General features: G+C 55.7%; 21 protein-coding genes. 17 read left to right on the top strand and 4 right to left on the bottom strand.

Annotation, left to right across the window (positions count from 1 at the left end; all coding sequences use genetic code 11):
* Window positions 1–242 precede the first annotated feature (242 nt).
* The 3 genes from PH603_RS11000 to flbT all read right to left on the bottom strand — a co-directional run bounded on the left by PH603_RS11000 (window position 243) and on the right by flbT (window position 2202).
* The gene (locus PH603_RS11000; protein WP_289502580.1) at window positions 243–1070 is read right to left on the bottom strand and encodes a flagellin; all 828 of its coding nucleotides are present in this window, start codon (window positions 1068–1070) and stop codon (window positions 243–245) included.
* A 298-nt stretch (window positions 1071–1368) separates the two neighbouring features.
* Window positions 1369–1779, bottom strand: coding sequence for a flagellar biosynthesis regulator FlaF (gene flaF / locus PH603_RS10995; protein ID WP_289502579.1), 411 nt, complete (start codon window positions 1777–1779; stop codon window positions 1369–1371).
* Window positions 1780–1797: 18 nt separating this feature from the next.
* Complete coding sequence (flbT, locus tag PH603_RS10990; protein WP_289502578.1) at window positions 1798–2202, bottom strand: flagellar biosynthesis repressor FlbT; 405 nt, start codon at window positions 2200–2202, stop codon at window positions 1798–1800.
* Between the two features lie 169 nt (window positions 2203–2371).
* Here flbT and PH603_RS10985 point away from each other — a divergent pair, with 169 nt between their 5' ends.
* The 10 genes from PH603_RS10985 (at window position 2372) to PH603_RS10940 (ending at window position 13469) form a co-directional block, all read left to right on the top strand.
* Window positions 2372–4105 (top strand): tetratricopeptide repeat protein, encoded by a 1734-nt coding sequence (locus PH603_RS10985; RefSeq protein ID WP_289502577.1) that lies wholly within the window; start codon window positions 2372–2374, stop codon window positions 4103–4105.
* Window positions 4106–4116: 11 nt separating this feature from the next.
* Entirely contained in the window at window positions 4117–5160 is a 1044-nt protein-coding gene (pseI, locus tag PH603_RS10980; protein ID WP_289502576.1) for a pseudaminic acid synthase, read from the top strand.
* A complete protein-coding gene (locus PH603_RS10975; RefSeq protein ID WP_289502575.1) occupies window positions 5157–6110 on the top strand; it encodes an ATP-grasp domain-containing protein in 954 nt (317 codons plus the stop codon). Before pseI ends, PH603_RS10975 begins: the two co-directional genes overlap by 4 nt.
* Window positions 6111–6172: 62 nt before the next feature.
* Window positions 6173–7024 carry a hypothetical protein gene (locus PH603_RS10970; protein WP_289502574.1) on the top strand — a complete coding sequence of 284 codons (852 nt, stop codon included), beginning with the start codon at window positions 6173–6175 and terminating at the stop codon, window positions 7022–7024.
* Entirely contained in the window at window positions 7024–7689 is a 666-nt protein-coding gene (locus PH603_RS10965; protein ID WP_289502573.1) for an HAD family hydrolase, read from the top strand. The genes PH603_RS10970 and PH603_RS10965 overlap by 1 nt, the downstream gene beginning before the upstream one ends.
* Window positions 7683–8819: a glycosyltransferase family 2 protein gene (locus tag PH603_RS10960; RefSeq protein ID WP_289502572.1), complete on the top strand. Its 1137-nt coding sequence runs from the start codon at window positions 7683–7685 to the stop codon at window positions 8817–8819. Before PH603_RS10965 ends, PH603_RS10960 begins: the two co-directional genes overlap by 7 nt.
* Window positions 8816–9637 carry a cytidylyltransferase domain-containing protein gene (locus PH603_RS10955; protein ID WP_289502571.1) on the top strand — a complete coding sequence of 274 codons (822 nt, stop codon included), beginning with the start codon at window positions 8816–8818 and terminating at the stop codon, window positions 9635–9637. The genes PH603_RS10960 and PH603_RS10955 overlap by 4 nt, the downstream gene beginning before the upstream one ends.
* Before the next feature lie 102 nt (window positions 9638–9739).
* On the top strand, window positions 9740–11122 hold the full coding sequence (locus PH603_RS10950; protein WP_289502570.1) for a UDP-glucose dehydrogenase family protein: 1383 nt from the start codon (window positions 9740–9742) through the stop codon (window positions 11120–11122).
* Window positions 11112–12479 carry a hypothetical protein gene (locus tag PH603_RS10945; RefSeq protein WP_289502569.1) on the top strand — a complete coding sequence of 456 codons (1368 nt, stop codon included), beginning with the start codon at window positions 11112–11114 and terminating at the stop codon, window positions 12477–12479. Before PH603_RS10950 ends, PH603_RS10945 begins: the two co-directional genes overlap by 11 nt.
* Window positions 12480–12500: 21 nt before the next feature.
* Window positions 12501–13469 (top strand): NAD-dependent epimerase/dehydratase family protein, encoded by a 969-nt coding sequence (locus PH603_RS10940; protein WP_289502568.1) that lies wholly within the window; start codon window positions 12501–12503, stop codon window positions 13467–13469.
* A gap of 4 nt (window positions 13470–13473) precedes the next feature.
* Here PH603_RS10940 and PH603_RS10935 read toward each other — a convergent pair whose 3' ends face one another.
* Window positions 13474–15174, bottom strand: coding sequence for a hypothetical protein (locus tag PH603_RS10935; RefSeq protein ID WP_289502567.1), 1701 nt, complete (start codon window positions 15172–15174; stop codon window positions 13474–13476).
* Window positions 15175–15480: 306 nt separating this feature from the next.
* On the opposite strand from PH603_RS10935, the gene PH603_RS10930 reads away from it, so the two are divergent.
* The 7 genes from PH603_RS10930 to pseB are packed head-to-tail and all read left to right on the top strand — an operon-like array spanning window position 15481 to window position 22187.
* Window positions 15481–17019, top strand: a complete 1539-nt coding sequence (locus tag PH603_RS10930) for a radical SAM family protein (protein WP_289502566.1) — start codon at window positions 15481–15483, stop codon at window positions 17017–17019.
* A gap of 31 nt (window positions 17020–17050) precedes the next feature.
* A complete protein-coding gene (locus PH603_RS10925) occupies window positions 17051–17734 on the top strand; it encodes an SAM-dependent methyltransferase (protein WP_289502565.1) in 684 nt (227 codons plus the stop codon).
* Window positions 17731–18621: a hypothetical protein gene (locus tag PH603_RS10920; protein WP_289502564.1), complete on the top strand. Its 891-nt coding sequence runs from the start codon at window positions 17731–17733 to the stop codon at window positions 18619–18621. The genes PH603_RS10925 and PH603_RS10920 overlap by 4 nt, the downstream gene beginning before the upstream one ends.
* Before the next feature lie 11 nt (window positions 18622–18632).
* Complete coding sequence (locus PH603_RS10915) at window positions 18633–19691, top strand: glycosyltransferase family 2 protein (protein ID WP_289502563.1); 1059 nt, start codon at window positions 18633–18635, stop codon at window positions 19689–19691.
* Between the two features lie 37 nt (window positions 19692–19728).
* Window positions 19729–20274: a sulfotransferase gene (locus tag PH603_RS10910; protein WP_289502562.1), complete on the top strand. Its 546-nt coding sequence runs from the start codon at window positions 19729–19731 to the stop codon at window positions 20272–20274.
* A 57-nt stretch (window positions 20275–20331) separates the two neighbouring features.
* Complete coding sequence (locus tag PH603_RS10905; RefSeq protein WP_289502561.1) at window positions 20332–21105, top strand: class I SAM-dependent methyltransferase; 774 nt, start codon at window positions 20332–20334, stop codon at window positions 21103–21105.
* 44 nt (window positions 21106–21149) lie between these two features.
* The gene (gene pseB / locus PH603_RS10900; protein ID WP_289502560.1) at window positions 21150–22187 is read left to right on the top strand and encodes a UDP-N-acetylglucosamine 4,6-dehydratase (inverting); all 1038 of its coding nucleotides are present in this window, start codon (window positions 21150–21152) and stop codon (window positions 22185–22187) included.

Raw genomic sequence — 22187 nt, 5'->3', positions numbered from 1 at the left:
TGGAAAGCTGTTAAGAGCCTTTTGCTCGATGGAGAAGGAGAGCAACGGCTGTGCCATTACTAACCATATGAATTATAATGAGTATTCTTGGAGTTGAGTGCGGGTGGGGTCGGGGTGCGGCAGGAAGTGCCTACAGAAAGTGGCTAAAATTGCCGCAAAAAGGGCAGCGGTGGGGAAGTGAGGACAATGAAAAAGGGGCCTCGAAAGGCCCCTTTGTCCTGATTTTATGGGTCGTCCGTCTATTAACGGAAGAGACCAAGTACGGTCGACGGAGCCTGGTTGGCAATCGAGAGAGCCTGAAGACCAAGCTGCTGCTTGACCTGCAGCGACTGCAGCTGGGCGCTTGTCTTGGCGAGGTCCGCGTCCACAAGATTACCGATACCGACTTCGATGGCATCCGACAGTTTCGTCGTGAAGTCCTTCTGGAGTTCAAGACGCTTCGAACCTGCACCGAGGGTCGACAGGGACGTGTTCACAGTGTCGATCGCCGATTCAATCAGATCTACGGCCGAGCTGGCTTCGGTCGTGCCGCTGATGGCCGTATCCGAATCCAGGCCGAGGCCTTGCAGCGACAGGTCTTGTGCTGCAACGGTGATCTGGTTGTCGGAGGTACCGGTTTCATCGGTGATGGCGACGATTGCGTCACCGCCGGCTTTCACGGCGTTGGTGCCGTTGAAGGTGGCGTTGTTGACGATCGAGGTGATCTGGTCGCGCAGCTGGGAGAAGTCGTCGTTGAGCGACGTCCGGCTGTCATCGTCAAGACCCGGATCCTTGGCAGCCACAGCCTTCTCTTTCATCTCGATGAGAAGGTCGGACACGGCTTCACCAGCCGAGATGGCAACGTCAAGGGTCGAAAGAGCACGGTCGAGCGAGCCCTTCACAGCATTGAGGCCAGCCACGTTACCACGCAGTTTTTGCGCGATAGCGAAGATAGCAGCATTGTCTTTGGAGGAGCCGACCTTCAGGCCCGTGTTGATCTGGGTCTGCGTGGTGTTCAGCTTTTTGGTGGTGACATTGAGGTTTTGCAGGGCGGCGAATGCGCCTGCATTGGTATTGACGGAAAACGCCATTTTACAATCTCCATTCTGAGATAAGTTCGGTTTTTACCTGTAAGCATTTTGCTTACTGAGCACTTCTGCGCTCGAATAATCCCAAGCAATCTGCGTGCCAGAGCAGTTGTTAACCATTTGGGGAGGGCTTGAATCTGGCTGATTGGCTAGGCGATTTTTTACATCAAGCCCCTCAGTCAAGCCTTCAAAAGTTAACAAAATAATAGGCAAAAAATACCGATCAGGCAGTTATTGCCGGTCAAATTCGATTAAAATGCGGAATAATTTGCCGGGCAGGGCGCGGTGAGCGCGGCGCTTGTCAAACGTTGTGGGATGTCGGCGTCGGTTGGGTCGGAGGGGTTGCTGGTTTTGCGACTTGGGCGGCCTGTGCTGCAAGCCCTTCCATGATGGTGCGGTTGATGTTGATCAGATCATCGACCTTTTCGCGGCCGCGCATAACAAGCGAGGAGTGCTTGGATACCCAGATCGACAGGGAAATGATGGCAGCCCGTAGCTGCTGGGGCAACTGATTGCCCTCGGCACCGCAATCCGTGGCCAGCACTGACCAAAGGCGGCGATTCCAATCGAGGGCGGCTGCAAGCTTTGAGTCAGGCGGGGTCAGTTCCCGAACATCCATGAGCGACCGGGTCACCTCGGCAAACAGGCGATATTCCGTCTGGCTGGGGTTCTCAGCGGATGCCTGGGTTTTCTGGTAAGCCTGGTATGACATCTGGCCTTCGGGTTCCTTCTACTCGTCACTATAGCTCAAATTCAGCCGATCTGCCTCGAATTTCAGCACCTTTTTGCACTGAACGAGTGCCTTATAATAATTGCGATCCATTACCGCTTTACTAACTTCCACGCACATATCCAGAACTTCGGGGGTTGATACGGCCCCCATGAACTCGGTCATCCTGAGCACAAATTCGTCATAATATTGGCTCGAACTGGATGGGTCCATATACATCAGCATGATCGGGAAATAGATACGGCGGGCGGGCGTATTGGCCTCTTCCTGCTGCATGATGTCCTTCTCGCGCAGGATTGATGCCTTGTTGTGGACGATAAGGTTGGCGCGGCGGTCCCCATTGGCGATGACAGCGCCGTTGATGACCAGCTTTTCCTCAGGACGCAGCGACAATTTCAGCGCCATTATGTTCCTCCCGCAGCTTGTGCTTTGTTTGATGCGCTTTTCCTTTTAGCATCAAAAGGGTTGAGCGCAAATCAGGATGTCGCGCGCTGGCATGGCTGGCAAGATTATTGCTATAAGCGTGCCAAGTGGTTCGCGATTGCCTCACGAAAGTTCGCAGCGGAGTATTGGTATGGCAAAGTCGAAGTCAGTCCGGCAAAAGGCGGTCAAGGCAAAGGCTCAAAAAAAGGGCGTCGCCTCAGGCAATCGCCAGAATTTGCGGTTGTTGCAGGAAGGCAAGGCAGCCTACGAGCGTGAGGACTGGCCCACGGCGCTTGAACTCCTGAACAAGGCGCTCGATACAGACCCTGACAATATCGACCTGATGACGGTCGTTGCCGACGTTCTGGTTCGGCTTGGGGTACGGGACCTGGCGATCCAGATGCTTGAACGTACAATTGCGCGGGCGACACCGAGCGTCGGTGTCTGTCAGGTGATGGGCTCGCTTGCCACTAACATGGGCATGCATGAGATTGCCGAGAAAGTCTGGCGTCAGGCCATCATGCTCGACCCTGCAGCGCCGATCTCCTACGTCAACCTCGCATCCGCCATGTATTCGCAGGAACGGCTGGAGGAGGTAATCGAGTTCTGTCAGGAAATTATTCCGCTGTTCCCCGAGGTTTCAGGCCTTTGGAACGTACTGGGGACAGCCGTGCAATATAGCCGTGGCGGTTTTCAAGCCATCCCGTTCTACGAGGAAGCAGTTCGGGTCGGGCCGGACAATGCGAAGGCTTGGTCAAACCTAGCGGCATGTTACTCTCAAGACAGGGTTGAGGAACGAATTCACGCCTATGAGCAGTCGTTGAAAGCCTCGCCGGGCTATACAGAGGCTCATTTGGGGCTCGGCGTTGAACTTTTGTCGAGTGGTCACCTTGCAGAAGGTTGGAAGCATTATGACTATCGTCTCAGCTCGGGGCGTGGAGGTGGCCAGGGGGTAGTATTCCTTCATGACTTCCCGGTGTGGCGTGGTGAAGACCTGAATGGAAAGACGATCTATGTCGCTGCAGAGCAAGGCATTGGGGATGAGGTCCTGTTTTCGCAAGTGTTGCCCGACCTGATCAAGATGGCGGCACAAGTCGTCGTTTCCTGCGACCGGCGGCTCTGTGACATTTTCAGGCGCAGCTTCCCGCAAGCTCGGGTGGTGCAATATGCTGCCGAGAAAAAGATGGGCTATCATTTCCGGTCGTCGCCAGAGCTAACAATGCTGGTGAAAAATGGTGAGGTTTCCGTCGACTACTATATCCCGATAGCTTCAGCTTTGCAGTACATCTGGCCCACTGTCTCCGCCATCCAGGATCGGACCGCGCCGCTATTCCTGCCGCGTGAAGACCTTGTTCAGAAATGGAAAGAACGGCTTGATGCGTTGGGGCCCGGGCTGAGGATCGGCGTGTCCTGGCGCAGTGGCAATATGGCTGTTACACGATCGGGAAGCTATTTTTTGGTCGAAATGCTGGCTGAACTACAGGGCGGGGATGCCCATCTGATCAATCTCCAGTATGGGGATGTGAAGCCAGAACTGGAGCAGTTCCGAAAAAGCAGCGGGATGGTTATCCACGACTGGGAAGACACCAACCTGCGCGAGAGCATTGAAGACAATCTCGCGATCATGGCAAACTTGGATGTGGTGATCGGGCCGAATATCGCGACACAGCACTTTGCGATGGTCACTGGGGTCCCGACGGTGTGGTTGACGCCCGGTCGTCCGTGGTGGCTTTTCGGTGCGGCGGACGGGCATCCGCCCTTCTACCGGTCCAAGGGCAAGGTTATAGGCTATGATATTGAGCATCCGCGGTCTTGGGAACGCATTATTGAGGCGGCAAAGCCTTATGTTGAAAGTGCTCGTTCCGGCGACCGGCTGATAGTGTGACGACCAATCCGATGAAACAGACCCAGAAAGCATCTCCCTTCATCATCACAGAGGTTTCGGGCAACCATATGGGACGGCTCGACCTCGCGCTGGAACTGATCGACCTGGCCGCCGAAACCGGCGCAGACGCCGTCAAGTTCCAGACCTATTCGCCAGCCACCATCACGCTCGATTCCGATGCGCCAGTTTTTGTGGTGCAGGAGGGGCTATGGAAAGGTCGGCGCCTGCATGACCTTTATGAAGAGGCGCAAACGCCGTTCGAGTGGCATGCGGCCCTTTTCGCCCGTGCGCGGGAACGCGGTATCCTTGCCTTCTCGGCGCCGTTTGACCTGACGGCAGTCGATCTCCTCGAAAGCCTTGATTGCCCGCTTTACAAGATCGCCTCGTGCGAGCTTGTTGATATCGGGCTGATCGAACGGGTGGCGGGGACCGGCAAGCCGATGATCATGTCGACCGGTATGGCAACGCTTGCTGAAATCGATGAGGCGGTGGCGGCCGCCAAAGGGGCAGGGGCAGATAATATCACGCTCCTGCACTGCATCAGTGGCTATCCGACGCCCTATAGCGATTGTCACCTTGAAACGATCCCTGATCTGGCGCGGCGCACCGGTCTGCCGGTCGGGATTTCCGACCATACACTCGGCACGGCTATCCCTATTGCGGCAACGGCACTCGGCGCAACCGTGATCGAGAAACATTTCTGCCATTCGCGGGCGGCTGGCGCAGTGGACAGTGCCTTTTCGCTGGAGCCGGACGAAATGAAGGCGATGGTGACAGCCTGCCGTCAGGTCGCCGAAGCCCGCACTGCGCCACATTATGGCCCGACGGCCTCGGAAGCCGACAGCCTGCGCTTCAGGCGCTCGCTTTATGTTGCAGAAGACGTGAGGGCCGGTGAGGTTTTCACAGCCCGAAACCTGCGGTCGGTGCGTCCCGCGGGTGGGCTTCATACGCGCAATCTGAAAGGCATCTTGGGCCGGACAGCAACCTGCGACATTACTGCAGGTACGCCGCTTGATTGGGCCATGGTCAAAGGCGGCGAGGGCGGTAAGGAATGAATGTCCTGATAACGAGTTCGGCAAACAAGGTCCCGCTTGTGAAAGCGTTCCGCAAGGCGCTGATGGATTGCGGCGGGCGGGTGATCGCTGCGGATATCCGGGATGATGTGGCTTCGCGCTTTGTGGCTGATGATTTCTGCCCGCTGCCGGCAAGCGACGACCCCGCTTTTGGCAGGAAGCTCCTTGAGGAATGCAAGCGCGAACGGGTGCGGCTCCTGATCCCCACCCGCGACGGCGAGATGAAGGTGCTCGCAGCATTGGCGCCGGAGCTCGCCAAGCTTGGTGTCATCCTGCCGTTGCCGACGGCGGAGGCGCTCGACATGTGCCTCGACAAACGGGCTTTCCATCGCTTCTGTCTGGACAACAAATTTCCGGTACTGCCGGCGGTTGAGGGCAAGCCTTCCGGTTTCCCGCTTTTTGTGCGCGCGTCAGTGGGCGCGGGCAGCCGGAGCACCGCGCAGATCAACAATACGACCGAGCTTGCAGCATTTCAGGCCGACCATCCTGACGCGCTGGTCCAGCCCTTCTGCACTGACGACGAATATACAATCGATGTCCTGATGTCGCTGGAGGGCGAGCCCTTGCAGGCGGTCAGCCGGGTGCGCGGTCGGATCGCGAACGGAGAAAGCAGTTATAGCCGCACGGTGGAGCTGCCGGCCCTGATGCAGGCGTCGCTTGACCTCTGCGCCCGGCTCGGCCTGAAGGGGCACAATGTGGTGCAGGCTTTTGTGCACGATAAGGCCGGCGAGAAATTCTCTTTCATCGAGGTCAACCCCCGTTTCGGCGGCGTTTCGTCGCTGAGTGTTGAGGCTGGCCTCGCGTCGCCCGAACGGCTTATCCAGATGGCTGCAGGTGATGCTGCGGCCGTGAAGCCGCGGCTGATCCGCTGGGGCCTCGCATCGTACCGCTTCATGAGCGACCTTTATGTGCGAGAAGGTGCAGCCGGCTGATGGGCCCCATTGCCTTTCTGGTGACATGCGACCCGCGCCACGGCCTCGGGCATTGGCGGCGCATGGGGGTGCTGGCTGCTGCACTGAAGGCTGAAGGCGCGACGGTCAGGCTAATCGTGAGAGAGGGCCCGGTGCCATCGAGTGCGACGGCGATTTACGACAGTTTTTGTTCGCTTGCCGACGCAGCCGCGACAGCCGCGCTCATTGTCGTGGACGGCAAGGACTTTGCTGCGGCGGAGCTTGCCGCGCTTGCCAAAACCGCGCGGAAACTGGTGCTGATCGATGACATCGGCCAACCGGCTGTTGGCGCTGCCCGCCTGCTGATCAATCCAAACATCTATGGGCAGGAATTGGCCTACGACACTGTGGCCTTTTCAGAGGTGTTGGCAGGCGTGCGCTGGAACCTGATCGACCCGCGTTATTCTGCGCTGGCTGATGACGCCGGAAGAGAGCGTATTGCGGTCTGCTTTGGTGGCGCCGATGACGGCAGCTGGGCCGCCCCGGTGCTTGCTGCGCTCGATGGACCCGTCACATGGGTTGATGCAGGACAACGCAATCTCGTGCCAGCCATGCAGGATTTACTGGCGGAACGCACGGAAATTACCCATCTGGTTTCACCCGACATGGTCGCGTTTTATGCCAGCACGGATGTCCTCATCTGCGGGGCAGGGCAAATGGCTGTGGAGGGCATGGCCAGTGGTTGCAAGGTGATTGCGGTGCAGGTGGCCGCGGATCAGGCGTTGCAGATCAAGGCGCTGGAAGTGCTGGGCGTTGCCGTATTTCGGGCAATGGATGCTGCTGCCATTGCGGCGGCAGCGGGGCAGGTCGACAAGGTACAGTGCCCGGACATTGCCGGCGGCCCGACGCGCGTTGCAGAACGGCTGATGGAATTGGCGTCCGAGGTGGCAGCGTGATGAAGAAGCATCCGGCCATCCTCCTTGATCTCGACGATACGCTCTATGAGGAGGCCGATTATGTTCGCTCGGGCTATCGGCATCTGGGTGAGGTTTTCGCGACCGAGGCCGGTGTTCCAGCTGCCGCCATCACGGGATTCCTGACAGGCCGTTTCGAAGCACAGGGCAGGGAAGGTGCTTTCGATGCATTGCTCCTTGAATTCCCCGTGTTGGCCTTGAAGGTGACGGTGGCCGATCTTGTCGATGCCTATCGGAAGCATCAGCCGACTATCAGCTTCTATCCCGGTGCCAGGGAGATGCTGGGGCGGCTGAAAGGCCGGTATCCGGTTGCCATCGTCACCGACGGCCTGCCGCTCATGCAGCGCAACAAGGTGCAGGCATTGGGGCTGGAACAGCTTGTTGATGCCATCGTCTATTGCTGGGAAGAGGACGCGCCAAAACCCGATCCTGCCGCGTATCTGAAGGCGCTTGCCCTTCTCGGAGGCAGCGCGGAAAGCGCACTGATTGTCGGGGATAATCCGGCACACGACGAGCTTGCCGCCAAGGCCTTGGGTTGCCGCTTTGTGCGTGTGCTGACCGGGCGCTTTATGGATGTGCCGTCGGCTGCCGTGGCAATCGCAGATGTTACGAGGCTGACAGCAATGCTGGAGCACGAGGCATGCTGACCAAAGCCGATGTCTGTGCCCTGATCCCGGCCTATAACGCCGCCCGGACGATTGAGCGTGCCATCCGCTCGGTAGCGGATCAGGTGGGACGCATCATAGTGGTTGATGACGGCTCAAGCGATGACACGGTGGCTGTGGTGGAGGGGCTTGGGCTATCGCACCTCACACTGCTCAAACAACCGGAGAACAGGGGCGTGGGGCATGCGCGCACGGTTGCACTCGCGGCCTGCGATATGCCTGTTCTGATGGGTGTTGACGCAGATGACATGGCCTTACCGGGACGCACCGAATCCATGCTTTCGCATGTTTGCCAAGGTGCTGATCTTGTTTACGATTCCGCCGAACTGTATGACGGGCTCAGCGATAGGTATCTGCGCCACTTGCCGATTGCAGAGAAACTGTTTGTGCCGGGTGGGCTGACCTATCAGCTTGCACGAAACTATATCCCTTCGATTGGCTGGCTTATGGCGCGTACTGATGCGGCGCGGATGTTGAATTATGATGCAACAATGCGGCACGCCGAAGATTACCATTTCTTCGTGCGGGCGCTGCTCGCGGACATGAATATCGCTCTGTCACGGGAGGTGACCTATCGGCAGTATGGCTATCCGGAAAGCCTGTCGCGCCGTATCGAAAACCAGCAGCAGGGTGTTCGCCTGACGTTGCAGTCTATCGGAATTTCGACGCTCAGCACTTTTATCGGCAAAAGCGAACTGCCAAGAACAGAGGCAGCCTGGGTAAGGGCCTGCGTGCTTTGCCGTCTTGAAGAGTGGCACGAACTGGCTGAATTCTGCGGTGAATGCCTGACGGAGGACCCAAGCCCTGAGGTTGCATTTCTTTGGAATTTTATGGCTGCGACCGCGGCCTATGGTCGAAGCGAGCGTGGCAAGGCCGCGAACTACCTGAAAAATGCATTGGCCGTTTCGAAGCGCCCCGAAGTGCTGAACAATCTCGGGGTGCTCGCTGCGGAAGAAGGGGGCAGCGGCAATGAATATTTCGACGAGGCATTGAGGCTTTGGCCGGAGTATCTTGATGCGCGGCATAATCGTGATGGCGGGTCGCTCCGTTGGACCCGCCTGCCTCTCCGGGCTGAAGCCTCGCGCCATGACTACGGGAGTGTTCAGGCATGAAAGCTGTTTGCATTGTCCAGGCGCGTCGCGGTTCCTCCCGGTTGCCAGACAAGATCCTCAAACCGATTGGTCATACGACAGCGCTTGAATCCTGCCTGAAACGATGCCTGCAGATTCCGGGCATTGATGAGGTCATTTGTGCCGGGGTGGCGCGGGACGAGGAGCAGCCGGTGTTCGATATTGCCGCGGCTGTTGGCGCTAGTGTGTTCCGGGGGGACGAGGCAAATGTTCTTTCCCGTTACCACGGTGCAGCCGTTGCAGCCGGTGCGGATTATGTGATGCGGATCACGTCCGATTGTCCGCTTGTGGATCCCGGTGTGTGCGGTCAGCTTCTCGGATCTGTAATGGATGGCGGCTACGCGTTTGGCGGCATTGCAGGCTTTCCCCATGGGCTTGACTGCGAGGTCTTCACGATGGCGGAGCTTGATAGGGCCTTCCGGGAAACCACTTCCAGCATGGAACGCGAGCACGTGACGCTAGGCATCAAGAACAGAAAAGAAAACAGCATGTTGCAGCTCGTTTGCCCGCAGCAGTATCGCGAGCTGCAGGGAGACATAAGATTGGTTCTGGACTATCCAGAGGATCACGCATTTTTCGACACTCTGTTCCACCTTGCGGGCTCCGCAATCGACGATATGACGTGGCTGGAAGTGAAGGCGTTTATCTTGCGGCACCACGCGAAGCTGCAGCAGAATAGGGCCGTGATCGAAGACTGGAAGCAGAGCACCGCAGCCATCATGAACAAGGCCAGAAGCGAGGGCATCGAGGTTGGGTGCGGCTATGATGAGGCAAGGGTGGAATGGCGCTTTGATGGGTAGCGATAGTTCGGATGGAATGCTTCTTGCAAAGACGCTTGGTGGTGCGGGTGAGCAGTTTCTCTCCCTGAAGAATTTTCGATAGGGTAGTGCCTTGGCTGTAGTTTGCTAAGCCACCCCAAGTTTGAGTTTGAGGTTTATATGTCTTCACAAGCCATCGATTTTCCGCGTGTATCCGTCATCGGGCTTGGCAAGCTTGGAGCTCCGCTCGCCGCTGTCATGGCGAACGGTGGCTACAAGGTCATCGGGTACGACCTCAATCGAGATTTTGTGTCCGCAGTTCAGCGGGGCGTGGCGCCGGTAAATGAGACCGGCTTGCAGGACATGATTAATAAGGTCGCCGCGCGTCTAACTGCGACCGAGAAGATCGAGGTAGCCGTTTCGAACAGTGACGTTTCCTTCATTATCGTACCAACGCCGAGCAAACCTGACGGGTTTTTCTCGCTCGACTATGTCCTTAGCGCTATTGAAGGAATGGCTCCGGCGCTTCGGGCCAAGCAGTCTCGGCACCTTATCGTTGTCACCAGCACAGTGATGCCGGGTGCCACAGATGGCATCATTCGACAGACACTGGAAAAGGCGACTGGTCTAAAGGCCGGCCGCGACATCGGGCTTTGCTATAATCCCGAATTCATCGCACTTGGCAGTGTCATTCACGACATGCTGCACCCCGATTTCATCCTGATCGGCGAGAGCGACACGACCTCCGGCGACTGCCTTGAAGAAATCTACAAGAACACCTGTGCCAAGGAGCCGGTCTTCAGGCGCATGAATGCGGTGAATGCCGAGCTTTGCAAGATCTCGGTCAATACCTTTGTCACTACCAAAATCACCTACGCGAACATGCTTGCAGATATCTGTGACCGCCTGCCCGGCGCTGATGTGGATATCGTGACAACCGCGGTCGGGGCCGACAGCAGGATCGGGAAAAAATATCTCAAGGGTGCAGTAGGCTATGGTGGGCCCTGTTTCCCGCGCGACAATCGGGCCTTCGCAGCCCTTGCCGATAGTCTGGGGGCGCGCAGTGATCTTGCCCGCGCGACCGATGCTATGAACGACTATCAGGTGGAGCGGCTCGAGCGCTGCATCCTTGGCCTTGTCGGCGAAGGCGCGCGAGTATCCATCCTCGGTGTTTCCTACAAGCCCCTGACGGCAGTGATAGAAGCGAGCCAGGGCCTGATGCTTGGAAAGCGGCTCGTTGACCAAGGCGTTAAAGTGACAGCCTTTGATCCGGGTGTCGCAACCGAGGGACCGGCGACTGATGGTTGGTTGACATGGGCGGAGACTTTGCCGGATGCCTTGAATGGGTGCGATCTGGCTGTTGTTGTTACGCCTTGGGATGCATTCAACACCTTGCCCGCTCTGGTGCCGGATCAATCGAAGCTGACGATCGTTGACCCCTGGCGGATGTTCTCCGGCAGCGAGTTCGGGAACAGTGTGACCCTTGTTTCACTTGGGCGCGGCAGGATGGATCAAAATGCCCTCTGATCTGCCTCTGACCCTGTTTTCGACCTTCAAGCCTTTCCAGGGCGAGCCAGCGGTGTTCCAGCAGAATGCGCTGCGGAGCTGGGCACTTCTCGGGCTGGATGTCATTCTGTTCGGCGACGAGGACGGTGTTGAAGCGGCGGCCGAAACCTACGGGTTCAGGCATTTTCCGGCGGTAGAGCGCAGCGAGAATGGCGTGCCGCTGGTCTCCTCGATGTTCGGTCTGGCACGGGAAAATAGTGACGCGCCGTATCTCGGCTATATCAACGGCGATATCATTCTTGATACGCGGTCCCATGCAGCTTTTCAGGACCTGTGCTGTGAGAGCAAAGCATGGCGTGGCCTCGCCACTGCCCGCCGCAGGAACTTGCCGCTGGACATGCCCCTTGGCGAGGGAGGCAATGATTTTTGGGATGACTTGCGCGCAGTTGACCGGGAGTACGGCTGTTGGGACCGCAGCAATGCGGTAGACCTTTTTCTGTTCACGCGCGACATCTATACCGATATTCCGCCGTTCGCTGTTGGCCGAATGGGCTGGGACAACTGGCTTATCTGGAGCGCGCACAATAGCGGCGGGGATGTGATCGATGCATCCGCGGACATGAGCCTCTTTCATCCGATACATGGATATCATGCCGTTGGCGGATGGCACCAACTGGTGCAGGGCGACGATGCCGTCCGCAACAGGCAGCTGATGGATGGCCGTGCGATGAATCTTGATGACGCAGTTACGCACCTGCTGAAGGGCGGCGAACTGATCGAAGCGGATCTGGCCGCCCGTGACTGGCTAGCAGCGCAGTGCGCCCGTGACCCGGAACGGGAATTTGTTGCCGGTTGTGTGCGTCTCGCCGGCGCTTCCGCATGCATGGAACATCGGGCCCTGGTCGATGCTGCCTATACGCTTCTCGAGCGGGTTGAGCGGTACTTTCCGATCATGTCTCTAGAGACTGCCGACGGGACAAATGGTTTTGATTGGGACGGGTTCGCTAGGCTTTCCAAGCGCTCGCCAGTTAAGGCAGCAGAAATGCTGCAGGATTTTGTTTTGGCCGGATTTGCGGAAAGGCTGCTTGCTGCCAAGCGGCAAGGACGAGAGATTTGCATCAGGGGCACAGGTGGACTTGCTGTCCGTCTTGTTGACTTTCTGCTGCGCAGAGGAATAACGCCGGACATGTTTGTTGATCGTATTGCAGGCAGTCCCTTGCCGACGGCGCCAAGCGTGCCGGTGATCAGTGCTGAAGTGTTTGGCAGGATGGCGCATCCGGGCCGGCATCTGGTAATCGCGGCGTCGATGCATGCGCCGGAAATTGGCCGGGAGTATCAGGCGTTGGGGTTCCTGCCTGAGCGTGACATTCTGTATTGATTTTTGAAAGGGATGGGTTCGATGAAAACAGCACTCGTACTCGGCGCCGGTGGGTTTATCGGCAGTCACCTGGTGAAGCGCCTGAAGCGTGAAGGTCTCTGGGTGCGTGGCGTGGATCTCAAATTCCCGGAATTCGCGACGACGGAGGCCGATGACTTCCTGATCGGGGACCTCCGCGACCAGCGGGTCGTGCGCGAGGTGATCGATCGCCGTTTCGATGAAGTCTATCAGCTCGCTGCCGACATGGGCGGCGCCGGCTACATCTTCACCGGGGAACATGATGCCGACATCATGCAAAACTCGGCGACCATCAACCTGAATGTCCTGGACCGTTGCCACAAACGCAATATCAGCCGCATTTTCTACAGTTCTTCGGCCTGCATGTATCCAGCTTACAATCAGGAAGACCCCGACAATCCGAACTGTGCGGAAGACTCTGCCTATCCGGCTGCGCCGGATAGCGAATATGGGTGGGAGAAGCTTTTCAGTGAGCGGCTGTATCTGGCTTATGCGCGAAACCATGGCATGAAGTGCCGGGTAGCGCGGTACCACAATATCTTCGGGCCCGAGGGCACGTGGCGGGGCGGCAAGGAAAAGGCCCCGGCGGCGATTTGCCGCAAGGTCGCGGAAACCCCTGATGGCGGCGAGATTGAAATCTGGGGCGACGGTCTTCAGACCCGCTCGTTCCTTTATATCGACGAATGCGTTGAGGGTACTATCCGCCTGACGCGGTCCGACAAGACCGGACCCTACAATATCGGCTCCGATGAGATGGTGACCATCAACCAGTTGGCGGAGATCGCCATGAAGGCAGCTGGCAAGAAGCTGACGCTGAAACATATCCCCGGCCCGCTTGGCGTACGAGGCCGCAATTCTGATAACCGCAAGATCAGTGCCGAGCTTGGCTGGGCTCCGTCAGTCGCGCTGACGGAGGGAATTGCGAAGACATATTGCTGGATTGCTACACAAGCGATGGCGAACCGTCGATAGACACTCATAGGCCAAGCAGATAGTCTGAGCCTTCGATATAGCCGGCCTTGTGCAATGTGGGCTCGATTTCATCAATGTAAGAAGAAGCGACAATCACAAAGGCTCGGCTGTCGGGGGGCTCACTGGTGCTGAGCACGTCAAAGGGCGAGCGCACAGGGTAGTTCCGGAATGTTTCCCGGGCGCCTGAGGCGAGGGTGCCATCAATGAAACAATCGATCGGGTGCTGCACTTTGGCAAAATAGGCACAGATCGCAGTGCCTCGTGCGCCACGTCCCCAAATTCGCAATCTTCGACCTCCTGCAATCCTGATTGCAGTGGTGCATACATGTCGCATAGATGCATCGAGTGCCGGCAAAAGGGCTTGTGAACCCCAATGTTCAAAGTCATGAAGGCTAACGAGAGACGAGCCAACAGTTGAGTTGGCGAATTTTATGTTTCTCCGCGTTGAAGACAGTGGGGTGTCCCACTCTCCGAGAGTAACGCAGGTGTCGGGAATGTCGTGGTTTATCAGTCCCCAATCCTCGTTATTCAAACAGAGTGGTTTGCCAGAAGTCAGCATGGTCTCTGTCATGGCAACGATGTTGCCAAGTGACACATGTTTGAGTTCTTGTTTTTCCTGTGTGAAATAAGACGCAGCTTTGACTTGAACGCCCAGCGTATGGTCAATGTGGTAGTGAGGCATCTTGCTTGCGAAAGTATGTTCGACCAGCCCGAACGCATGACATTGCATGGCGAACATCGTATCAAGATGCATAGAAAATGAATCCAGCTCCGGGTATCCGCGCAGTAGAGCCCAGTCGTCACGGTGCAACAACTGGAAATCGCCGCAGGCTACGGTGTGAAGGTGCGGAATATAAGGCGTGTTTGCTGCGGGGCCGATTTCCACTCTGTCAATGTCGACTGCCGCTTTGGGTATGCAGCCATGGCGGGTGTTGACCCCAAGGCAAAGGCTGCGCGCTTGTTGCAGGCGGGAAGATGGCGAGCTGAGATCCAGAACTGAACGGTCGATATCCCATCGGTCAGAGCGATAATGCTTCCCCGAGTGCAGCATGCCGGATGATATGACCGCGAACAGTTCGTCGGACAGCAGGACATCTATGTTTGTTGCCAGAATTATTGAGCCTCGCGCGCGCCTGATTCCGACATTCTTACCTATCATCTGGTAGAGCGGCAGCCGGGAGGCGTATGCAAAGTGATTGTGCAGGTCGCTGGGGATCGTAACGATTTTGACGCTGGCATAGGGATGTGAAGCAGGAAAACGAAACGCTTCGGCCATAGAAGGCCGCCCTGACGGCGGATTCCATTCGACGATAATTAATTCGATCCGTTGTTCGTGAGTTTCTGCTTGGTGTAGCAAGCCGTCGATAAACGCTTGCGTTCGCTCTTCCATCCTTTCGACATGGGTATCGTTTCGGGAAACAGTCACGATTGTCAATGGAACATCATCGACCTCTTTTGCCAGAAGGGTTTGATCGTGGACCGGCGTGGAGGACTTTCCATGGTGTAGCAACTTTTCCAGATTCTGGGCTGCGTCTGGGTCAATCGACGTCATGTGTAGAGCAAGTTCCTGATAGAACTCGTTTGCCTCGACTGTTGCAAGGAGCCCTTGGGTAGCGGCAAGGTATTTTTGCCGGTGGGCAGGTAGAGGCCACAGGAGCGAACACCATTCACCGTCGGGAAAATTTGCAGCAGTTTGGTCTTGCATGTTTCTGTCAGCTTTTTCGTAGGTGCCTCAACTATCTCATGGGGCTATTAGTATCGCTTCTCTCATGCTTTTCAAGGCGAGCCGAGGATTGTTGGCGGATGGGTTCTTTTGTTCGCAATCTTTGGCCGCAGAAACAGTGGGGTAGGTTGAGTTCGGGTTCTCATGGCATTTCTATGCGTTCAAGCATAAAATGCTGAATATGGATGCGGCGTTGAAACTGGAACGGCAATTGCTTTGCCCCCTTGAGTATGGTGTTGGTTCGTCTAGCCGTTGTTGCGTACCGGACCGATGACCGAGGAGAGTTTTATGGCACCAACCCGGCAAATGTCACGGCCAGAGGAGAGCACCCTCGACCTCGGTGAATTCACGCTCAAGTATCGCGGTGATGCGTTGCCGCAGCCTGAATTGCTCGTCATAGGTAAGCGGTCTGGCCGGCACAAGGCGGTGCATACCTTTGTTAACATTCTTGACAATGATGGCAATCTGGTGAGGCAGGCTGCGATTACACCGGATATTGCCAGCTTCATTTTCGGCTCATTCGAAGTTCGGGGGTCCACTGAGGCTTTCAATATTTATGAAAGCGATCTGGTGGTTGGAAAATGGTCGCCTCGTACCCGGACCAATGTTTCGCCCGACCTGGTGCGGCATCAAAGAACGATTGCGGAACAGAGCTTTACTGCGACGGGCGGTAAACTCGCTCATCACTGGCCAATTTTTCAAAAGCTCAAGGAAACAGGCTTTGGTAGCATCATAAGGGCAACCCTGACGCTTCATCAACTTTGTTCCTCAAACTGTCCGTTCTGCTCCACAATATTGCGGAACAAGCGGGACAGTGTTTCGCTCACTGAAGCTCAGGCGTTTGTCAGTACATTGTATAACGAGCAGGCAGCACTGAACCGGAATGAGTTTGTCCGCTACAACGAAGAATACCGGCGGCTGACGGGCACAGATATTCGGCTGAAGGGGCTCATCCTGTCGGGTGGTGGACAACCGAATCTTTGGCCGCACTTCTCGGAATTTGTTAGGTGGCTTGGTGAGCTGGATTTGGATGTCGGTTTGATTACCAATGGCTTCCCGCCGAAAATTGCCGAGGACGTTTATGAGAGGTTCAAGTGGGTCAGGCTGTCAATCACCCCGGAATCGGCGTCACCTTTCTATCCGGATGGCCGCTTTGACCGGCAATATATTCCGGCCAGCTTACGTCACAATGATAGCCTGACAGTCGGCCTCTCGTATGTTTACGGCCCGTGGACTGATGACGATATGCTCAAGCGCTTGGACGCATCTGCCCATGAAAATGGATTCCGTTACGTGAGGTTGCTGACAGACTGCAATCTGACGCGTCAGGCGCAATTGAAGGCACATCAGGATTTGGCGGACCGCCTGTTCAGGCTTGGCTTCATTGATGAAGTCGGAAAGCCGCTTTCCAGGATTTTTCACCAGCTCAAGTATCACGGCTCACAGCGTGAGGCTGAAGAGCTTTGGTCAGACGGGCAATGTAAACTTCAGTCCTACAACGTCTTTTGGGACACAACGGGGCATGAAGAGAACGGGTATTCGCACTGCTATCCTTGCGACTCCGTTACCGTGCTTGCTGACGAGCAAGGCGAGACCGACATTTCAGTCTCTGAGCGGCGTTTCAATGCCGACAAATGGGGTACGGTCAAGAGCACCGAGGTACACCGGCTGTTCACCGAGCCTCTTCAGCCTTTCTTCGATCCGCGCGACATCTGTGCCTCTTGCTTGTTCATGAACAACAATCGGGCTGTTTCAGACCTCGTGAAGCGAGCGAGCTACGGGGATATGAACCTCGACACTTCTCTCGAGCATCTCAACTTTCCATAAGCCTTTGATCCATCTCGGAAGGGTCCAGTTCATGACAAATAAATCCAAGACGAGGGAAAATCTCGCTCCGACCACGAAATATGATGCCGACTATTTCGAGCGGGGAGCTGTTCTCGGAATATCCGGCTACATGAATTACAGCTGGATGCCTGAGATGACTATTCGAATGGCTCACCATCTGGTGCAGGAGCTGGGGATCAAGTCGACAGACAAAGTGCTGGATTATGGTTGTGCCAAAGGCTTTCTCGTGAGGGCGCTCCGCATTCTCGACATTCAGGCGTTTGGCGTTGACGTTTCAGACTATGCTATTGGCGAAACGCCCCATGATGTACGGAAATACTGCAGCAAAATTGAGGCGCCATCGGACATTCTGAAGACCGAGCATCATTATGACTGGCTTCTGTCGAAAGATGTGTTTGAGCATATTGACGAGCCACAGCTTGCAGCTTTGATGCTTTGTGTCAGGGAGCGTGTCGATCGCATGTTCGTGGTGGTTCCGCTCGGCAAGGAAAATGGAGAGCCGGGTTTCATCGTGCCGAGCTACGATGATGACGTAACGCACGTAACCATCAAGCCGCGTAGCTGGTGGCGTGACTTCTTTGAAAAGTATGGATGGCACGTGAAAAGCGACACGTTGAGCTTCCGTGGCGTCAAGGAGAATTGGGTTTCCGCCTATCCTGACGGCAATGGTTTCTTCGTGCTTGAACGGCAATGAATGACATGCCGGGTCCCAGGAGAGAACTGCGCCAAACACCATTGGTTCTGATACATCAGATGGGTAAGGTGGGATCGCAGGCGTTGCAAGCGATGTTGCGCGAAGAAATATGGCTGGATTACCTGCGGCGCGACCACGGGCTGACTGACAAATTTATTTTGAGTATGCGAGCGATGGCCGCTGAAGGGCGCCGAAATGGTAACCTGATTCCAGAGCACTACCTTTCGCTAGAGTTCCAGGCGAATGAAGCTGAGGCAACTAATAGTAAGCTGCAGGCAGCAAATGCGAATGGTGACGAAGTGGTAATCGTTGCCGGATTTCGAGAGCCGATCGGATTCATTCTGAGTAATGTTTTTCAGTTGTTATCCGCACTGGTACCTGCTTATCCCGCTTTGCCGGCGGCAATGGGTCATTTGGAATCGTACATCGAGGCGGTTGTCATTCATGTGCTTGAAGCTGCATGGCAATGTGACCTTACTGGAAATGCGCCCGTTGATATGCTCACCAGAATGGCCAGCGAGCGAGCGGTCGGGTGGTGGGATCATGAGTGGCTTGGGCATCACAATCTGTCGTGGCGCGATTTCGAAAAAGTGCCGGATAGTAAGCTGTGGCGCTTCAAGCGCGAAAGTACGACGTTTCTTGTATACCGTTTTGAGGACGGCAGTGCCGCATTGCAGGAAGTGGCGAATTCAATTCTCCTCAAGCCATCTGTTAACGTCGAGGAGAACCATAGTAAAACAAAGCTTTACGCCGAGCTCTATAAAAGGTTGAAGGCACGGTTGCGTATACCGGAGCGCCTTGCTGCCCGCTATGCCTCCCTGCCGTACGTGGCGTGCTTGTATTCCTGCGATGAGCGCGACAGATTCGTTGATAGATGGGGCGAGTGATGAGTGGGGCTATGCTTGTCGATATCATCGTAAAAGGGTTCAACCGACCACATTGCCTCGACCGGTTGGCGAGCTCTATCGCTGCGCAGAGGGCAGGTAGTCTGCAGATCAGGTCGATCAGACTGTTTCTTGATGGGCCGCGCTCGGCGGTTGATGAGGCCGGGTTGGTTGCAGAGTGCGCGCGGGTTTTTCAAGGCTGGCTACCAGTTAGTGAAATTGTCACTGCGCCTCATAATCTCGGGCCAAATGGGAATTGCGAGCGTGCATGGCTTTCCGCGGTGGAATCGGACGCAGACGCAGTTCTGATGTTTGAAGACGATCTTGAGCTTTCGCCGCACTACTTTCATGCGATGTCGCGGTTGTTGGAATTCGCTCAAAGCTCTTCGCAGGTGGGAATGGTTTCTGCACATGGCATGTTGGGGGCTCCATATGAGCGAATGAAAGTCAGGGCGTCGGCCATTCTACCCATGTCGTATATGTGGGGTATCCATCGGTGGGGAATTGGGATGACCCGCGACGTTTGTCGTCGTTTGGCGCCTGTAATTCTTGCTTATTTTTCTCATGCCAGGAACATCGGGCATCGCAGCGACAACTGCGAGAACGAACAGGTAAGGCAGGACATGTTTGCCTGGCTTGGTAAGCATGGCTTTTATCAAGACTATCAGATGCATGGCTACGATGCGGCCTATGATTTGGCGGCATATTTGACAGGTTGCGTGCATCTGAACACTTATGGGGTCTTTGCCAAGTCAACAGGCATGGAAGGCACAAGTTTTGGAGAGGAAGCCTTTCGAAAATACCGGTACGATCTGACCCGGTGGCTGGATGCTCCTCCCGAGGCATGGGGGTTCCCCTCAGAGGCGAAGCTGCATGGACTTGTTGAGCTGGTGCGCTCGTTTCATATTGGCCATTCGTTGCGGGCGAATATGAAAAATAGTCCCTTGCCGCCACTCACTGTACCACCATCAAGAATCCAGTTTCTGACGGATCTATATGCCAATTTCTATGGATGGACTGTCGACGATGAAGACATTGTCGCACATAGGATGATGCATTTGGTATCCGTATAGTGTGGCGACGATTTGGATGTAAATAGGTTGGAAGTCTATGAATAAGATATTTGGGATTGGCTGCAGCCGAACCGGCACCAAATCATTGAGTTTATCAATGCAGAATTTTGGATTCCGTGTTCAGCATTATCCTGATGCTGCGGCTATGTTGCGACGGGATTTTTCAATATTGGATGATGTCGATTTCGCGAACGATATTCCAGTATCTATAAACTATAGAAATTTGGACAAGCATTATCCAGGAAGTAAATTCATTTTGACGACCAGGGACAAGAGCACGTGGTTGCAGAGCTGTGGGAATATGTTCTTCAGGGAAAAGATGATCGAGAAATATAAAGACACCCCGCAAGATGAAGTCTTCAGAAAGATGTACGGCGGGTTTTCGTACTTTGATGAGAAGGCGTTCTCGGAATCATATGATGCACATTGCAACGATGTCATTTCCTATTTTTCCGATCGTTCTGGTGATTTTCTGGTGCTGCCGGTTGAATTGGAATCGCAGCAGAAATTGGAACTATTGTCGAGATTTACAGGTCGAAGGGCGCAGGCAGAATTCTATCCGCATGCCCATAGGACGAGTTGACGTTTTCATTTAAGTGTAAATGAACAATATGTTTTTCGGAAAAGTGTGGAGACTTCCATGTCGCAATCAATCGATGCTGTAAGGGACTATTGGAACAGGCGCCCGTGCAACATCAGGCATTCGCCCGCCGAGGTTGGTACGAAAGAGTATTTTGACCAGGTCGAGACGCGGAAATATTTCGTTGAACCTCATATCCCGGGCTTTGCAGGCTTTCCCGACTGGAAGGGAAAAAGGGTTCTGGAAATCGGCTGCGGAATCGGCACCGATGCCGTCAACTTCGTCCGCAATGGTGCAGACTATACGGCGGTCGAGTTGTCATCCGAAAGTCTGGACATTACGCGGAAGCGCTTTGAGCTCTTTGGTCTGGATGGTCGCCTGCTTGAGGGTAATGCGGAGCAGTTGAGCGAGCTACTCGGCGGAGAGACCTTCGATCTCATCTACTCGTTCGGGGTGCTGCACCATACGCCTTCGCCAGAGCGCGCCATTGGCGAAATTCGCAAGCTCATCAAGCCTGACGGAGAGCTGCGTATCATGCTCTATGCCCGCAACAGCTGGAAAGCCGCGATGATCGAAGAAGGGCTGGACCAGCCAGAAGCGCAGTTCGGTTGCCCGGTAGCTTTTACCTACACCGAGCAGGAAGTACGCGACTTGCTGACGGGGTTTGAAATCGTTGACTGCAGGCAAGACCATATTTTTCCATACCAAATAGAACCCTATAAGCAGTATGAGTATGTAAGGCAGCCGTGGTTCGAGAGCATGCCTGACGAAATGTTCCGGGCGCTCGAGCGGCAGCTAGGGTGGCATTTGCTCGTCACGGCGCGTCCGGTCTAAGCGCCGCGAGCCTTGTTCATAAGTAGCTGGAGGGGACTGATAGCATGGCAGTGGATATGGAAGGCCTCCTGAACAGTCAGGTAAACGGCAAGTCGATCCTGATCACGGGCGGCACAGGTTCGTTCGGTAAGGCTATGCTTCGGCATTTGCTTACCGCACATAATCCGCGGCGGGTGATTGTGCTGGCGCGGGGCGAGAATGCCCATTTCGAGCTGCAGAACAGCCTGTCGAAGCGCGATCAGGCGAAGGTTCGTTTCTTCGTTGGCGATGTGCGCGATGTGGACCGGCTGATCATGGCGTTCCGCGGGGTGGATATCGTGATCCACGCGGCCGCGCAAAAGCAGGTGCCGCTTGCTGAATATAACCCCTTCGAATGTATCCGAACCAACGTGATCGGTGCCGAGAATGTCGTGCAGGCGGCGATCCGCTCGAACGTGAAGCAGGTGATCGCGCTGTCGACTGACAAGGCGGTGAACCCGATCAACCTTTATGGCGCCTCCAAGCTGGCGTCGGACAAGATCTTCGTGGCGGCAAACGCCCTTGCTGCCGGCACCGGTACCCGTTTTGCCGTGGTGCGTTATGGCAATGTGCTGGGTTCGCGCGGCAGCGTCATTCCCTTCTTCCGCAAGCTGCTGGCGGACGGGGCGACGGAGCTGCCGATCACCGATATTCATATGACCCGTTTCTGGATCACGCTGGAGCAGGCCGTCGCCTTCACGCTTTCCTGCCTGCCCATCATGCGCGGCGGCGAAATTTTTGTGCCGAAAATCCCTTCGATGCGGATCACGGACCTTGCCGAGGCACTGGCGCCCGGCTGCAAAAAGAAGCTGGTTGGCATCCGGCCGGGCGAAAAGCTGCATGAGCTGATGATCACCGAGCATAATGCCCGCACGACGGTCGACCTTGAAGATCGCTATGTGATCGAACCGGAATGGAATTTCTGGGACCGCAAATCCCTGGCATCCGAAGGCCAGCCGCTGGTCGCGCCCGATTTTGAATATGCGAGCGACAAGAACGACCGCTGGATGAGTGTCGAGGAACTGCGGGAAATACTCGCGCAAATCCCCGCCCAGTCAGCCTGA

It is taken from the genome of Gimibacter soli (assembly GCF_028463845.1).
GTDB lineage: Bacteria > Pseudomonadota > Alphaproteobacteria > Sphingomonadales > Kordiimonadaceae > Gimibacter > Gimibacter soli.
The sequence above is the reverse complement of the archived record's forward strand: the minus strand, read 5'-3'. Positions and strand labels throughout refer to the sequence as shown.

Bases quoted from the DNA above. Each gene is read 5' to 3' on its own strand.
- pseB (WP_289502560.1), top strand. From the start codon at position 21,150: ATGGCAGTGGATATGGAAGGCCTCCTGAACAGTCAGGTAAACGGCAAG.
- PH603_RS10970 (WP_289502574.1), top strand. From the start codon at position 6,173: ATGGGGGTGCTGGCTGCTGCACTGAAGGCTGAAGGCGCGACGGTCAGG.
- PH603_RS10960 (WP_289502572.1), top strand. From the start codon at position 7,683: ATGCTGACCAAAGCCGATGTCTGTGCCCTGATCCCGGCCTATAACGCC.
- PH603_RS10985 (WP_289502577.1), top strand. From the start codon at position 2,372: ATGGCAAAGTCGAAGTCAGTCCGGCAAAAGGCGGTCAAGGCAAAGGCT.
- PH603_RS10915 (WP_289502563.1), top strand. From the start codon at position 18,633: ATGCTTGTCGATATCATCGTAAAAGGGTTCAACCGACCACATTGCCTC.
- PH603_RS10940 (WP_289502568.1), top strand. From the start codon at position 12,501: ATGAAAACAGCACTCGTACTCGGCGCCGGTGGGTTTATCGGCAGTCAC.
- PH603_RS10910 (WP_289502562.1), top strand. From the start codon at position 19,729: ATGAATAAGATATTTGGGATTGGCTGCAGCCGAACCGGCACCAAATCA.
- PH603_RS10955 (WP_289502571.1), top strand. From the start codon at position 8,816: ATGAAAGCTGTTTGCATTGTCCAGGCGCGTCGCGGTTCCTCCCGGTTG.
- PH603_RS11000 (WP_289502580.1), bottom strand. From the start codon at position 1,070: ATGGCGTTTTCCGTCAATACCAATGCAGGCGCATTCGCCGCCCTGCAA.
- PH603_RS10930 (WP_289502566.1), top strand. From the start codon at position 15,481: ATGGCACCAACCCGGCAAATGTCACGGCCAGAGGAGAGCACCCTCGAC.
- PH603_RS10920 (WP_289502564.1), top strand. From the start codon at position 17,731: ATGAATGACATGCCGGGTCCCAGGAGAGAACTGCGCCAAACACCATTG.
- PH603_RS10905 (WP_289502561.1), top strand. From the start codon at position 20,332: ATGTCGCAATCAATCGATGCTGTAAGGGACTATTGGAACAGGCGCCCG.
- pseI (WP_289502576.1), top strand. From the start codon at position 4,117: ATGAAACAGACCCAGAAAGCATCTCCCTTCATCATCACAGAGGTTTCG.
- PH603_RS10925 (WP_289502565.1), top strand. From the start codon at position 17,051: ATGACAAATAAATCCAAGACGAGGGAAAATCTCGCTCCGACCACGAAA.
- PH603_RS10935 (WP_289502567.1), bottom strand. From the start codon at position 15,174: ATGCAAGACCAAACTGCTGCAAATTTTCCCGACGGTGAATGGTGTTCG.
- PH603_RS10965 (WP_289502573.1), top strand. From the start codon at position 7,024: ATGAAGAAGCATCCGGCCATCCTCCTTGATCTCGACGATACGCTCTAT.
- PH603_RS10975 (WP_289502575.1), top strand. From the start codon at position 5,157: ATGAATGTCCTGATAACGAGTTCGGCAAACAAGGTCCCGCTTGTGAAA.
- PH603_RS10945 (WP_289502569.1), top strand. From the start codon at position 11,112: ATGCCCTCTGATCTGCCTCTGACCCTGTTTTCGACCTTCAAGCCTTTC.
- flaF (WP_289502579.1), bottom strand. From the start codon at position 1,779: ATGTCATACCAGGCTTACCAGAAAACCCAGGCATCCGCTGAGAACCCC.
- flbT (WP_289502578.1), bottom strand. From the start codon at position 2,202: ATGGCGCTGAAATTGTCGCTGCGTCCTGAGGAAAAGCTGGTCATCAAC.